This is a genomic window from Mesorhizobium sp. M0244, from assembly GCF_040321795.1.
Classification (GTDB): Bacteria; Pseudomonadota; Alphaproteobacteria; order Rhizobiales; family Rhizobiaceae; genus Mesorhizobium.
The window spans coordinates 14670-28498 of sequence record NZ_JAMYSE010000002.1 but is presented as its reverse complement, the minus strand read 5'-3'; the positions used below and the strand labels follow the sequence as shown (position 1 = coordinate 28498).

Annotated in this window: 12 protein-coding genes; 1 reads left to right on the top strand and 11 read right to left on the bottom strand. The window is 63.1% G+C overall.

Translation table 11 applies throughout. The features are described 5' to 3' along the window. Positions 1-507 precede the first annotated feature (507 nt). Positions 508-1170, top strand: a complete 663-nt coding sequence (locus tag NKJ08_RS02390; RefSeq protein WP_502896075.1) for a hypothetical protein — start codon at positions 508-510, stop codon at positions 1168-1170. A 743-nt stretch (positions 1171-1913) separates the two neighbouring features. On the opposite strand, the gene ftsH is transcribed toward NKJ08_RS02390, so the two are convergent. The 11 genes from ftsH to ruvB all read right to left on the bottom strand — a co-directional run bounded on the left by ftsH (position 1914) and on the right by ruvB (position 13805). Then, positions 1914-3839 (bottom strand): ATP-dependent zinc metalloprotease FtsH, encoded by a 1926-nt coding sequence (gene ftsH, locus NKJ08_RS02385; RefSeq protein ID WP_352522858.1) that lies wholly within the window; start codon positions 3837-3839, stop codon positions 1914-1916. Positions 3840-3945: 106 nt separating this feature from the next. Then, positions 3946-5403, bottom strand: a complete 1458-nt coding sequence (tilS, locus tag NKJ08_RS02380; RefSeq protein ID WP_352781164.1) for a tRNA lysidine(34) synthetase TilS — start codon at positions 5401-5403, stop codon at positions 3946-3948. 54 nt (positions 5404-5457) lie between these two features. Continuing rightward, on the bottom strand, positions 5458-6558 hold the full coding sequence (gene ybgF, locus NKJ08_RS02375; RefSeq protein WP_352522860.1) for a tol-pal system protein YbgF: 1101 nt from the start codon (positions 6556-6558) through the stop codon (positions 5458-5460). A gap of 377 nt (positions 6559-6935) precedes the next feature. Continuing rightward, positions 6936-7442: a peptidoglycan-associated lipoprotein Pal gene (gene pal, locus NKJ08_RS02365; protein ID WP_352523065.1), complete on the bottom strand. Its 507-nt coding sequence runs from the start codon at positions 7440-7442 to the stop codon at positions 6936-6938. 232 nt (positions 7443-7674) lie between these two features. Then, complete coding sequence (locus NKJ08_RS02360; RefSeq protein WP_352522861.1) at positions 7675-8052, bottom strand: four helix bundle protein; 378 nt, start codon at positions 8050-8052, stop codon at positions 7675-7677. Between the two features lie 100 nt (positions 8053-8152). Further along, positions 8153-9424: a Tol-Pal system beta propeller repeat protein TolB gene (gene tolB, locus NKJ08_RS02355; RefSeq protein ID WP_352775597.1), complete on the bottom strand. Its 1272-nt coding sequence runs from the start codon at positions 9422-9424 to the stop codon at positions 8153-8155. A 79-nt stretch (positions 9425-9503) separates the two neighbouring features. Next, entirely contained in the window at positions 9504-10661 is a 1158-nt protein-coding gene (gene tolA / locus NKJ08_RS02350) for a cell envelope integrity protein TolA (protein ID WP_352522863.1), read from the bottom strand. Positions 10662-10668: 7 nt separating this feature from the next. After that, on the bottom strand, positions 10669-11127 hold the full coding sequence (tolR, locus tag NKJ08_RS02345) for a protein TolR (protein ID WP_352522864.1): 459 nt from the start codon (positions 11125-11127) through the stop codon (positions 10669-10671). Between the two features lie 9 nt (positions 11128-11136). After that, a complete protein-coding gene (gene tolQ, locus NKJ08_RS02340; protein ID WP_023677997.1) occupies positions 11137-11847 on the bottom strand; it encodes a protein TolQ in 711 nt (236 codons plus the stop codon). Positions 11848-12145: 298 nt separating this feature from the next. After that, positions 12146-12616: a tol-pal system-associated acyl-CoA thioesterase gene (ybgC, locus tag NKJ08_RS02335; RefSeq protein WP_352775449.1), complete on the bottom strand. Its 471-nt coding sequence runs from the start codon at positions 12614-12616 to the stop codon at positions 12146-12148. Positions 12617-12764: 148 nt separating this feature from the next. Beyond that, the gene (ruvB, locus tag NKJ08_RS02330) at positions 12765-13805 is read right to left on the bottom strand and encodes a Holliday junction branch migration DNA helicase RuvB (protein ID WP_352775446.1); all 1041 of its coding nucleotides are present in this window, start codon (positions 13803-13805) and stop codon (positions 12765-12767) included. Positions 13806-13829: the final 24 nt, after the last annotated feature.

Below are 13829 nucleotides of genomic sequence, written 5' to 3'. Positions count from 1 at the left end.
AACATCTACCTTGGAGAACAATAAGGTGGCAACGATTTCATCACCCTATCGCAAAGAAAGCATCTTCCGGCCTTCTCGCTCGCACTTAGCATCTGGCGCAACCGGCCGTTGAGCGCTATTGATTCGCCAGGGACATATAATGGGCGGCACAATGGAGAAAACGCCATGCTAATCCATCGACTTGCGACTTTGACGGGCATTGCCGTCGTCACTTTGTTCCTGGCAGCGCCGGCCAACGCGCTGACCATGGCCGAGTGCAGCACCAAGTATAACGCGGCCAAGGATGCGGGAACGCTTGACGGGCAGAACTGGAACCAGTTCCGCAAGGCCCAATGCGGCACCGATGCCACTGCTGCTGCTACGACCGACACCAAGCCGGCCAAGACCACGGCAAAGGCCGCTGACACCACCAAGGCAGCTGCCGCCGACGATGCGGCGCCGGGCCTGACGGCGAAGGAGTGCAGCACCAAGTACCAGGCGGCAAAAGCCGCCGGCACGCTGAACGGCATGAAGTGGAACGATTTCCGCAAGACCGAATGCGCTGCCGGCGCAACTGCAGCCGCACAGCCTGCCGCCACGACCAAAGCAGCGGCGGCCACCAGCGATGACGCGGCGCCTGGGCTGACGGCCAAGGAATGCAGCACCAAATACCAGGCCGCCAAGGCTGCCGGCACGCTCAACGGCATGAAATGGAACGATTTCCGCAAGAGTGAATGCGCCGCCGGCGCAACTGCAGCGGCACAGCCCGCCGCCGCACCTGCCAAGGCGACGACGGCCGCGGCGACCGATACCGGCAAAGGCCTCAGCATGGCGGATTGCAGCGCCAAATATCAGGCCGCCAAGTCCGGCAATACTCTGAACGGCATGAAGTGGAACGACTTCCGCAAGAGCCAATGCGGCACCGGTGCCGCCGACGACGAAACCCTGCCGGCTCCCGATGCCAAGTACACCGGCGATCCGCAACCGCCGACCATCACCGCCCCCCAGGGCGTGAAATTCCCGACGGCGATCTCCAAAAAATACGCAACCGAGACCCCGGCCAAGGGCCGCATGCATACTTGCCTCGACCTGTATTACGCCAACAAGGACGCCAACACGCTGGGCGGCCTCAGGTGGATCCAGAAGGGCGGCGGCTTCTACAGCCTCTGCAACTCCAAGCTGAAGAGCTGACCGGCGCCATCATCTGACGATATGAGCCCGCGAGCCGCAAGGTTCGCGGGCTTTTTGTTGTGGCCGAGCAATGTGACGGCCCTCCCGAGGTCATGCTCAACCCTTTGCCAACTTCCTTGCGGGCTGCGCGAAACGTCGAAGGTGCCGATCTCCCTACGACGGGCAGGGCAATCGCATATGGGCAAGTGCCCCTCACCCGGGTCGCCAGCGTTGATGCCAGGCTCTTCTCCCCGGCGGGGAGAAGGTGGCCGCAAAGCGGCCGGATGAGGGGACTTCATATGCAATGGCCGGCCCCTTGTGGGGGGAGATGTCCGGCAGGACAGGGGGGCGCTGTCCCGCCAGCGTCAGGCCGGCAACGCCGGAACTTTCAAAAAGCCTGAAACAAAAAACCCGCCTCGGCGGGCGGGTCGTCGGCGCCAATCAGCACCATACTCAAACTAATAGCATAGCTGCCGGAACAAAGCAAGAACAAAATGCGTTGCGGCCGGCAGAAAAACGCGAATTCCCTTCACCGGCTCACCCCATTCGTATTGCCGGAATCGATGCTCAAGGACGATTGCAAAGTCGTGTTCCTTCGCGCCCCCTCCGTCCGGCCCTCTTTTGCGACCACTTGGCATCTTCCCCACGAGAGGGAGATCGGCAGCTTTAGCGCCTCGCGAACAGGTGAGATTGACCGTCATCAAAAGAAAAACGCCGCGGTCAAAACCGCGGCGTTTCGAAGTCGATCTCTCCTGGGCCGGAGCCTAGCTTGACGGCTGGGGTTCCATGCCGCCTTCGGGCTCGGGGCCTTTCTTGCGGCGACCGGACTTCGGCACGGCCGAGCCACGGCTCGGCGGCGTGTCGTCGCCAAGGTCGCGTGCGGGCTTGTTGCCGGCGATCAGCTGCTTGATCTCCTCGCCGGACAGCGTCTCGTATTCGAGCAGGCCTTGCGCCAGCGCGATCCATTCCTTCTTTTTCTTGGTCAGGATGGATCTTGCCGTCGAATAGGCTTCGTCGATCAGCCGGCGCACTTCGGCGTCGATGATCTGCGCCGTCTCTTCCGAGATATTCTGCGTGCGCGCCACCGAATGGCCGAGGAACACCTCCTCTTGGTTGTCGCCATAGGCGACATGGCCGAGCTTGTCGGAGAAGCCCCAGCGCGTCACCATGGCGCGCGCCAGCTTGGTCGCCTGTTCGATATCGGAGGAGGCACCCGAGGTGATGTTCTCCTTGCCGAATTTGAACTCCTCGGCGACGCGGCCGCCCATCATGATGGCGAGGCGCGAGATCATGTATTTGTAGCTCATCGAATAGCGGTCGCCTTCCGGCAGTTGCATGACCATGCCGAGTGCCCGGCCGCGCGGGATGATGGTCGCCTTGTGCAGCGGATCGGCCGACGGCACGTTGAGCGCCAGGATGGCGTGGCCGGCCTCGTGATAGGCGGTCAGCTCCTTCTCGGCCTGCGTCATCGCCGACGAGCGTCGCTCGGCGCCCATCATGATCTTGTCCTTGGCATCCTCGAATTCGGCCATGGTGACGAGGCGCTTGTTGCGCCGCGCCGCCATCAGGGCGGACTCGTTGACCAGGTTCATCAGGTCGGCGCCGGAAAACCCCGGCGTGCCGCGCGCGATCACCTTGAGATCGACATTGGGCGCCAGCGGCACGTTGCGCACATGCACCTTCAGGATCTTCTCGCGGCCGACGATGTCTGGGTTCGGCACCACCACCTGGCGATCGAAACGGCCCGGCCGGAGCAGCGCCGGATCGAGCACGTCGGGCCGGTTGGTGGCGGCGATCAGGATGATGCTTTCGTTGGATTCGAAGCCATCCATCTCGACCAGCAGCTGGTTCAGCGTCTGCTCGCGCTCGTCATTGCCGCCGCCGAGGCCAGCGCCGCGATGGCGGCCGACTGCGTCGATTTCGTCGATGAAGATGATGCAAGGCGCGTTCTTCTTGGCTTGGTCGAACATGTCGCGGACGCGGCTTGCGCCGACGCCGACGAACATCTCGACGAAATCCGAGCCGGAAATGGTGAAGAACGGCACGTTGGCTTCACCGGCGACCGAGCGGGCGAGCAGCGTCTTGCCGGTTCCGGGAGGACCGACGAGCAGCACGCCGCGCGGGATCTTGCCGCCGAGCCGCTGGAATTTCTGCGGGTCGCGCAGGAACTCGACGATCTCTTCCAGATCTTCCTTGGCTTCGTCGACGCCGGCGACGTCCTGGAAGGTGACGCGGCCATGCGCTTCGGTCAAAAGCTTAGCCTTCGACTTGCCGAAGCCCATGGCGCGGCCGGAACCGGACTGCATCTGGCGCATGAAGAATATCCAGACGCCGAGGATGAGGATCATCGGCAGCCAGGAGATCAGGGTGCCGAACAGCGAATTGGAGCCGTCGGATTCAGGACGCGCATTGATGGTGACGTTCTTGTCTTGCAGCCGCGAAACCAGCGACGGATCCCCAGGCGAATAGGTCTGGAAGCCGTTTGAACTGTCGGTGTAGGTTCCGGAGATGCGGGCGCCGGCGATGGTCACCGTCTTGATCCGCCCCGCCGCGACTTCCTGCAGGAACTGCGAATAGGGGACATCGCTCGAGGCTCCACGCGTCTGCGGCGTCTGGAAAAGATTGAAGAGAGCGATGAGCAGGACCGCTATGATCGCCCAGAGCGCGAGGTTGCGATAATTCGGATTCATCAATTGTCCCGTTGGCGCCCGCTGGGCGGACACGCGTCGTGAGAGGAAACTTGGGCCTAACATAGGGAGAGCGTCTCCCCTTGCCAAGCATAACAGCAGGTCTCGGTTAAGCTTTCGCCCGTGGTAAGCCGGCACTGTGGCCGCCGAATGGCGCGGCTGGAATCGGCGCCGCGCCAAGCAACGCGGCGACGGCATCGGCCGGCGCCAGATCGAAGCACGGCAGGAAACGGGCGAAGGGCGCGACTGCCGGATATGCGGCGACCGCCGCCGGCATCGGGCCTTCCCCCGGCAAACCAAGGCATTCGCCATCTCGCCACAGCGCCGGCTCCGCGGCCAAGGCGGCACGTACGAGGCTTGCCGACGTGCCAGGCCCGGCAATTGCCCGCTTTGCGGCAAGGGCCGCCCCGAGCGGTGCTACCAACAGCGGCGCGATCAACAATGCACCTGAATTGTCGCCCAACGTGATCCGTCTGCGGCCATCCCAAAGGGCATTGTTGGAAACCGCAACAGCGGGCGGCAGATCGCGCAATTCGCGATGCAGAAAGATACCGGTACGCCGAGCATCGACCACGCTCCGCGACAATGTGGCACAAAGCGGCCCGCTGCGGAGCCGGTCGAAAAGTGCCTCGCTGCGGGCCTGGTCGGGAAGGAAGGCGGTGCCGCCGGTCGCCGCCAGCAGGATGCGCAGCGCATAGATCGCCGCCCGGCTGTCACCGTCCGTTGCAAAATCCCGATCGAGGCGGACGAGGCCGGCGGCCGGCCTGGAGGCAAAACTGCGGATCAGCATGGCGGCGCCGTGTCCTAACTGCTCACGCTCGACCGCCGCCTTTCTGGCCAGCGCCATCGCTTCAGCCACGCGAGGCGCACCATCACCATCGCCAAGTGCTGCACGGATGCGCGGCCGCTCGAAAGCAGTGTCGGCATTGGTCGGGTCCTCGGCCCAAGCGACCTGTTTACGCCTGAGGAATTCGCGCAGCGCCGCACGCCGCACGCCGAGCAGTGGCCGCACGATCCAGTGCCGCCAGTCGTAGAGGGTTGCCGGCGCCATGCCGGCAAGGCCCCGCCGCTCGTCGCGCGGCCCGTCGTCGCTTTGCCCAGCGTCGCCTGGCCCCGCATCACTCGGCCCCCCATCGCTTGGCCGCTCGTCACGTGCTTGCCGCATCAGCACGGTCTCGGCCTGGTCGTCGGCGGTGTGGCCGGTCAGGATCAGGCCGATGCCTGCCGCTTCGGCGGCCTCGGCGAGCAGCCGGTATCGCGCCTCGCGTGCGGCGGCGGGCAGGCCGGTCGACGGTTTGTGCCCCGACCAGGCGAGGAGGCGATGGGCAATGCCGCGCGCCGCGCACAGCCTGGCCACGGCTTTCGCTTCCGCTGCCGCTTGCGGCCGCAATTGGTGATCGATCGTCACCGCCAGCAATTTCGTTGCCGGCGCGGTACGGTCGAGATGGGCTTTGAGGAGGAGGAGGAGGGCGGTCGAGTCGCTGCCGCCGGACACGGCCGCAACAGCGCCGTTGGAAAAGTCGATCTGCGAAAAATCCGAAAGGTCAGGCTCGGTGTCGAGCGTCATGCATGTCGTCCAAAAGTGGGCCCGATTTTGGGGCAACGACATGCAACAGAAAAACTAGCACGCCGCTAGCGCCCTTTCCTGCTTGACCCGCTCCTTGAGCGCGCCGGAAATATCGGGGTAGCGCTTGCCGATCTCGCTGAAGGTGGCACAGGCCACGTCGCGCTGCTTCAGCCCGATCAGTGAAACGCCGAGCTTCAGCAGCATGTCGGGCGCTTTCTTGGCCTTGGGATAGTCCTTGCTGGCAGCGAGGAAAGTCTCGGCCGCATCGCGGTATTTCTGTTGGCCGAGCAGCGATTCACCGAGCCAGTAGTGCGCGTCCGCCGCTTTGGCGTCCTTGGGAAAACGGGCGATGTGGTCGCGGAAACCCTGTTCGGCGGTGCTGTAGTCGCCCGACAGGATGAACTGGTAAGAGTTGCGGTAAAGCTCCTCCGGGTCGTTGGTCGAGGGGAGTGCCGCGACCACCGTATCGTCGGATTTGCCGGCCTTGTTGCCGGCTGCGTTGGCGCCGGTGGCTGGGGCCGTATTCTGCTCCGGCGCGTTCGCCTGCGCATTGCCGTCGGCTTCGACGACATTGCCGTTTTTGTCGACGGTGATGGTGCCGAACGTCTTGGGCGGCGCGCCGGGGATCAGCTTGCCGGGATCGCCGGTGGGCGATTCGACGATGACGTCCTCGACGCTCTTGTCGCCGGCTGGCGGCGTGTCCGCAGCGGCCGGCGCCTGCGTTGCCGGCGCCTCCGCCACATTACTGTCGCTGTTGGGCGCGGCCTCGGACTTCTTCTGCTCGGCCGGCTGCTGCGCGCCTTGCGAACCGCCTTCCAACTGCTGGAAGCGGAATTCGTTGTCTTCCTGCTGTTTGCGGATCTGCTCCTGCATCTGCAGGACCTGGAAGTTGAGTTCCTCGATCTTGCCGTTCATCTGCCGGAGCTGTTCCTCCAGCGCCGGAGTGCCGGTGCCATCCTGTTGCGCGAATTGAACCTGATCCGGCTTTTTCTTTTCACCGAAAATGCCGGGCAGTTTGATCGTCGGCAGGTGGAAGGAAAATCCGCTTTCCGAGGATTGCCCGGTGCCGCTTGCCCCGATCCCGCTAGAAAGTGCGGCGGTGCTTGATACGAGCAGCAACGCAAGCGTGCCGCTCAAGACCGTTCTGAAATGCATGTGCCTCTCGCCGTGAAAACCGTTAGCCTGTTGCGCGCCCTTCCAACCGAAGTGGACCAGCCAAGTGGGACTAGCCAGTAGGATCAGCCGGGCGCTCTCGGCTCTTAACAGGACGTGAGACTTCGGCCAAATTTTGTTTGGAGCGAGCAGATATGAAAAAGGCGGCCTTTTGGCCGCCTTTCGCACCAAGTGTTGCATTTATGCCGATCAAGAACCGGCGCCGCCCAGTGTGGTTACGGCGCGGCGGTTCTGCGACCAGCAGGAGATGTCGTCGCAAACCGCGACCGGACGCTCCTTGCCGTAGGAATTGGAGCGAGCAGATATGAAAAAGGCGGCCTTTTGGCCGCCTTTCGCACCAAGTGTTGCATTTATGCCGATCAAGAACCGGCGCCGCCTAGTGTGGTTACGGCGCGGCGGTTCTGCGACCAGCAGGAGATGTCGTCGCAAACCGCGACCGGACGCTCCTTGCCGTAGGAAATGGTCTTCAGGCGCTGCGCCGAAACGCCCTTGGCGACCAGGAAGTCGCGGGTGGCGGCAGCACGGCGGGCGCCGAGCGCCAGATTGTATTCGCGCGTGCCGCGCTCGTCGGCATGGCCTTCGATGACGATGGCAAACTGTTTGTACTGGTTCAGCCACTGCGCCTGGCGCGACAGCGTCGTCTGCGCGTCGGCGCGGATCGAGGACGAGTCGGTATCGAAGAAGATGCGGTCGCCGATGTTGACGGTAAAGTCCTGGGCCGAGCCCGGCGTTGCCGCGCCGGCGCCGTTGAGGCCGAGATCGGCGGCGCTGTTCGGCGTCTTCTTCGAGGCGCAACCGGTGATCGCGAGCATCGCGACCAGCGCGATCATGACCGGGTTTGTGGTAAGTGCTGCGATACGGCCCATGCCGCCTCTCCTTCGCAATTCGAGTGATTTCATTGATCCTCCAGTAACCACGTTTGGGTTAACCAGCGCTCAAGAAACACGGTTAAAATTTGGTTTTCGGCTGCCGTCCGCAACCGTTCTGCCGAGGGCTACTCAAGGGCGACAATGAGCGCGGACCGTAGGCGGAAATGCGGCCAAAACATGAAAAAGAGGGAATTGAAGAATTGAAGAGTTGAGGAATTGAGGAAAGAGATCACCTCAGCTTCTCTCTGAGATTGACCAGCATTCCGTAGATGCGGGCATAGGATTGCAACCAATCGTCGCGTTGCGCCTGTGTGATGTACTCGAGATCGAACGCATACGAAATCCACGTCTCCACTTCACTGCATGACCCTATGGCCATCGAAATGAACCGTGCGAATTCGGGCTTGGAGTGGGTCTGTTTGGCAAAACCCTCAGCCAAATTGGCGCAGATCGCCTTGCTGGAACGACGAAGTTGATCGGCGAGCGCGTATTGCTCCATTTTCGGAAAAGCAAGCGTGGCTCTGTGTACCCCAAGGGAAACCGCATAGGCACGCTTGTAGACTTCCAAATCCCTCGCGTGCTCGATGTAGGCCGCTGCCTTCTCCATTCTTCAGTTCTTCAACTCGTCAGTTCCTCGGTTCCTCAATTCCTCAGTTCCTCTATTCCTCAGTTCCTCTATTCCTCAGTTCCCCTATTCCTCTATTCCTCTATTCCAGCAACGGCGACCAGGCCGGGTCCGAGGCGAAGTTCGCCGTTGGGATCGACTGTTCGTTGCGGCCGGTGAGATCGACCGAAACAAGTCTTGGTCCACCATTGGAATCGCGGAAGAACATCAGCACCCGGCCGTTGGGCGCCCAGGTCGGCCCTTCCTGCTGGAAGCCGGTGGATAGGATGCGCTCGCCCGAACCGTCGGTGCGCATGACGCCGATCTGGAATTCGCCGCCGGTCTGCTTGGTGAAGGCGATGAGATCGCCGCGCGGCGACCACACCGGCGTCGAATAGACGCCGTCGCCGAACGAGATGCGGGTCTGGCCCGAGCCGTCGGCGCCCATCACATAGATCTGAGCGCGGCCGCCGCGATCCGAGGTGAACACCACCTTGCTGCCGTCAGGCGAGTAGGACGGTGAGGTGTCGATGGCGGTCGAATTGGTAAGCCTGGTCGTCGAGCGGCTTCTCAGATCCATGGCGAAGATGTTGGAATTGCCGTCGTCGCGCAGAAGACTCATGATTACCTTCTGACCGTCCGGCGAAAAGCGCGGCGCAAACGTCATGCCGGGGAAATTGCCGACCAGTTCGCGCTGCCCCGTCTCGATCTGCAAAAGGTAAACCCGCGGCTGGCCGCTCTCGTAGGACATGTAGGTGATTTCCTGCCGGTTCGGCGAGAAGCGCGGCGTCAGCACGATCGATTTGCCGTTCGAGAGATAGCGGACGTTGGCGCCGTCCTGGTCCATGATGGCGAGGCGTTTCTTGCGCGCATTCTTGGCGCCGGACTCGTCGATGAAGACGACGCGCGTGTCGAAATAGCCCTTCTCGCCGGTCAGCCGTTCGTAGATGGCATCGGCGATGATGTGGGCGACGCGCCTGGTATTGGCGTCGTTGGCGAAGAACTGCTCGCCGGACATCTGCTGGCCGGCAAAGGTGTCCCATAGCCGGTACTGGGCGCGGACGCGGCCGTCTGCCTCCTTGCCAACGCTGCCGGTAACCAGCGCCTGCGCATTGATCACCTTCCAGTCTTCGAAGCGCGGCGTGGCATCCGGGTTCGAGATCTTTTCGATAAAGGCGCTTTTGTCGATCGGCGCGAACAGGCCGGAGCGTTTCAGGTCGGCGCTGACGATGCCAGAAATCTCGGCGCCAAGCGCATCGCCGCCCTGGAAATCGGTGATGGCGATCGGCAACGGCTCGACATTGCCCTTGTTGACGTTGAGCTCAACGAGCGCTCGTGCCGGCAGGGTGACCGCAACAGTCATACCCAGCGCCATCGCTGCGATCGTCAGGAGCGGCTTGAGGATGGATTTCATGTCTTCTCGCTTCTCTTCGCTGAATCTGTGGGCGCCGGCCCTAAAGGCCGAGCATCTCCCTGGGGTCGAAGGTGACCCGAACGTCGGACCAGATGTCTTGCTTGCCCGCGGGAACCTGCAGGCCGGCCACATCGCATTTCTGAACCGCGCGAACGGCACTTTCGTCAAACGGGCGGTTTCCGCTCGACTTTTCGACGCTCGGCCGGCCATCCAACTTACCGGAGGCGTCCAGATTAAACCGGACCACGACGACGAAATCCTCCGAACCCTCAAGCCCTACCGGAAGTGTCCAGCAGCCACCAAGCTGGGCCTCCAATGCCCCCTGCTCCGATTTCGAAAGCTTCTGGCCCTGGTCCTTGTCGCCGCCGAGCGACGACTGTTGGGTCGAGCGCTTGGCGCCGCCACCGGCCGGCTTCCGCTTGTCGAGCAGAGCCGAAATCTCGTCGGCGTTGAATTGCTTGTCGTCCGATTTCGGCTTGGATGAGGCTTCCTTGACCGGCTTGTCGGCATCCTTGCGCTCCGGCGCCTTGGCGCTTTCGGCCTGGACCGGCTGCGGCTTCGGCCGAGCCTCGGGCGCCGGCGCCGAGTCCGGAAGCTGCGCCTCCTCGGTTGGCGGTTCCTTGGCAATCGCCTCGGCGACGGCATCCGGCTTGACCTCGGGCTGTGGATCGATCGCGGCAGTCTTGTCCTGCGGCGGCGTGGGCGTCGGCTCCTTGGCCGGCGTCGGCTTGGGATCGGTCTGCTTGACCGGTTCGGGCTTGACCTCTTCCTTCGGCTGCGGCACCGGCGCTACCTCTGTAGCGGGAATAGGCTTCGGCTCTTCCTTTGGCTTTGGCACGTCCTCGGGCTTGGGCTTTTCGACCGGCGTCGGCGCGGGTGGCGGAGCCGCCGTCATATCGACTGGCTGGGGCTTGGGCTCAGGTGTCGGCGGCTTGTCGGTATCGACGCTGTTCTCGCCGACTTTCTGGGCGTCGGGAACGATGTCGGGACGCTGCGTCGGTAGCGGTGCCGGCTTGTCGTGCATCACAGCCTTCTTGTCGCCTTGCAGGACCTGTGCCGTCGCTTCCATCGGCACGATCTCGACCGACACCGATTCCGCATCGGACGCAGGCATCGCAGGCGGCGAGGACAACGTGAACAGCCCGAAGGCGATCGCCACCGTATGCAAGATCACCGATGTGGTGAGGCCGGTCCTCATCTTGCGTCTACTGATCCTGTTCCTGCAGTGAAACCAGGCCGATATTCTTGTAGCCGGCAGCCGAGATGCGGGCCATCACCTTCATGGCCGTGCCATAGTCGGTAGATTTGTCACCCCTGATGAAAATACGCTCGTCATAGCCCGTCTTCGAGATCGCCTGCAGCTTGGCCACCAATTCCTCGATCGGGATCTCGGTTTCCTGGAGGTAGATCTGACCGGCCGAGTTGATGGACACGGTTATAGGCTGCGTATCGGCGTTCATCGCCTTGGCTTGCGTATCCGGCAGGTCGATCGGCACGCCGACCGTCAGCAACGGTGCCGCGACCATGAAGATGATCAGCAGCACCAGCATCACGTCGACCATCGGCGTGACGTTGATCTCCGAGATCAGGGCGTGATGGCGGCCGCGCCGCCTGTGGCCGCGCCCGCCGCGTCCTCCGCCACCTGCGCTTACGGACATTCCCATGATCGTTCCTCAGGCCTTCTGCGCGACTTTTTCATCGATTTGGCGCGAGAGTATGGCGGAGAACTCATCCGCGAACCCTTCCATGCGCACCGCGATCTTGCTCGCGTCCGACGACAGCTTGTTGTAAGCAATGACGGCCGGGATGGCGGCGAGCAGGCCGATGGCCGTCGCCAGCAGCGCCTCGGCGATGCCGGGCGCGACCACCGAAAGGCTGGTGTTCTTCGAGGCGGCGATCGCCTGGAACGAGGTCATGATGCCGATGACCGTGCCGAACAGGCCAATAAAGGGCGCCGCCGAGCCGGTGGTGGCGAGGAAGCCGAGCCGCCCTTCCAGCTTTTCCATCTCGCGGGTCAACGCCAGATCCATCGCCTTGTCGATGCGGGTCTGCAGGCCGAGCGGCGATTTCGCGCCCTTCTCGAAACTCTTCTTCCATTCGCGCATGGCGGCGACAAAGATCGCGCTCATGCCGGTCGTTTTGCGGTCGGCGAGCGTGCGGTAAAGTTCTTCCAGCGACTGTCCCGACCAGAACACCTGTTCGAAGCGATTGAGCGCCAGCCGCATGCGGGCATAGGCGACGAGCTTGTCGACGATGATCGCCCAGGTCCAGATCGAGGCACCAAGCAGCCCGATCATGACCAGCTTGACCACCCAACCGGCCTGCATGAACAAGGCCCAAATCGATAAATGCGCGCCCGGTTCGGCGAGAGCGATGTTTTCCATGTTACGTCCTTAAAGATTTTCCGGGCGTGGCTGGCGGCTGGCCCATGGGCATCCCTTGTGGTCCGTTCGCGTTAGGCTTGCGGAATAACCCCAAATGCACCGTTGGCGGCCTTTTCGGGGCAAATATTGGTGAAAGGAAGGCGCTTGGATTCTCCCAATCTTAACCATTCCCTTCATGGACCGTTATGGTTAAGGATGGGTTAGGACGTATAGCGCGGCGCATTGCCGCGCCCTGATGAGTCGCCCGCCGATCCTAGCCCGGACCGGGGGAGATCCGAAATTGCCGGCCTCTGAACCCTTATTTGCGCGTTCTGAGCATGAAGGCTGCGATCCAGTCCTTGGGAAAGCGCCGCGGCCGTCCGTTCTCACCGACGATCGCCGCTTCGACCCGCGCCTCGACCAGCACTTCGCTGCCGCGCTTCAATTGCTGCGCCATGACGATCCGCGCGCCGGAAATCTCTTCGGTGCGTGTGTCAATGGTCAGGATGTCGTCCATGCGGGCCGAACCGCGGAAATCGATCTCCATGCGCCGCACCACCCAGACTATTTTCTCGCCATGCTTGCCCTGGGCAAGCTCGGTGTGGTGGACGCCGGCCAGCCGCAGATAATCGGAACGGCCGCGCTCGAAGAATTCGAGATAGCGCGCGTGATAGACGACGCCGGAGAAATCGGTGTCGGCATAATAGACGCGCGCCATCAATCGATGGCCGAATTCCGTCAGCGCGCCGGAAAGCCCGGCGGACAATGCCGTGTCACCATGATCGTCCATTGCGCTGTCCTTTTGGTCCCGACCAGCACCTGTTTTTGGCACCATCTGTTTTGCGCATAGACCGGCGATGATCAAGACCTGGAGGGCGAGGCTGTTTTTCGCTGGCGGCGTTGCCGTTTCCGGAGACTATCGGCAACGAAGCCGCAAGCTAGGGCTCCTCCTGGAACAGGCTGATCTGCTGCTGCGCTAGGTCCTTCGGCGCGTCGAGGCCGAGATGCCGCCAGGCATTGGCCGCCAGCACGCGGCCGCGCGGTGTGCGCTGGATGAAGCCCTGCTGGATCAGAAAGGGTTCGATGATGTCCTCGATGGCATCGCGTGGCTCGGAAAGCCCGGCAGCGATGGTCTCGATGCCGACCGGCCCGCCGCCGAAATTCCGGGCGATCATCGACAGATAGCGGCGGTCGAGCGCGTCGAGGCCGAGCCCGTCGACCTCCAGCCGCGTCAGCGCCTCGTCGGCGATCTTGCGGTCGACATGGCCGTCGCCGGCAACGCTGGCGAAGTCGCGCACCCGGCGCAACAGCCGGCCGGCGATGCGCGGCGTGCCGCGCGCCCGCCGGGCGATCTCCAAGGCACCGTCGTCGCCGAGCGGCATGGCAAGGATGCGGGCGCCGCGCCGCACGATCTGCTCGAGTTCCTCGACCGAGTAGAAATTGAGCCGCACCGGAATGCCGAACCGGTCGCGCAGCGGGTTGGTCAAAAGGCCGAGCCGGGTGGTGGCGGCGACAAGCGTGAAGCGGGCCAGGTCGATCTTGACCGAGCGCGCCGCCGGCCCCTCGCCGATGATCAGGTCGAGCTGGAAATCTTCCATCGCCGGATAGAGGATTTCCTCGACCGCCGGGTTGAGCCGGTGGATCTCATCGATGAACAGCACGTCACGGTCTTCGAGGTTGGTGAGCAGCGCCGCCAAGTCGCCGGCCTTGGCGATGACCGGACCGGAGGTCGAGCGGAAATTGACGCCGAGCTCGCGCGCCATGATTTGCGCCAGCGTCGTCTTGCCGAGGCCGGGCGGGCCGACGAACAACACGTGGTCGAGCGCTTCGCTGCGGCCCTTGGCGGCCTCGATGAACACTTTGAGATTCGCCCGCACCGCCGCCTGGCCGACGAAGTCACCAAGCGTCTGCGGCCGCAAGGTCTGCTCGGCGTCCTCGCCGCGTTTGTCGGGAGCAATGAGGCGTGGCGAAAGGCTCATGCCGCTTTCCTTGCACAAGGCAAG

Coding starts and splice junctions, on each gene's coding strand:
- NKJ08_RS02390 (WP_502896075.1), top strand. CDS start 508: ATGAAGTGGAACGATTTCCGCAAGACCGAATGCGCTGCCGGCGCAACT.
- ftsH (WP_352522858.1), bottom strand. CDS start 3,839: ATGAATCCGAATTATCGCAACCTCGCGCTCTGGGCGATCATAGCGGTC.
- tilS (WP_352781164.1), bottom strand. CDS start 5,403: ATGACGCTCGACACCGAGCCTGACCTTTCGGATTTTTCGCAGATCGAC.
- ybgF (WP_352522860.1), bottom strand. CDS start 6,558: ATGCATTTCAGAACGGTCTTGAGCGGCACGCTTGCGTTGCTGCTCGTA.
- pal (WP_352523065.1), bottom strand. CDS start 7,442: ATGGGCCGTATCGCAGCACTTACCACAAACCCGGTCATGATCGCGCTG.
- NKJ08_RS02360 (WP_352522861.1), bottom strand. CDS start 8,052: ATGGAGAAGGCAGCGGCCTACATCGAGCACGCGAGGGATTTGGAAGTC.
- tolB (WP_352775597.1), bottom strand. CDS start 9,424: ATGGCGCTGGGTATGACTGTTGCGGTCACCCTGCCGGCACGAGCGCTC.
- tolA (WP_352522863.1), bottom strand. CDS start 10,661: ATGAGGACCGGCCTCACCACATCGGTGATCTTGCATACGGTGGCGATC.
- tolR (WP_352522864.1), bottom strand. CDS start 11,127: ATGGGAATGTCCGTAAGCGCAGGTGGCGGAGGACGCGGCGGGCGCGGC.
- tolQ (WP_023677997.1), bottom strand. CDS start 11,847: ATGGAAAACATCGCTCTCGCCGAACCGGGCGCGCATTTATCGATTTGG.
- ybgC (WP_352775449.1), bottom strand. CDS start 12,616: ATGGACGATCATGGTGACACGGCATTGTCCGCCGGGCTTTCCGGCGCG.
- ruvB (WP_352775446.1), bottom strand. CDS start 13,805: ATGAGCCTTTCGCCACGCCTCATTGCTCCCGACAAACGCGGCGAGGAC.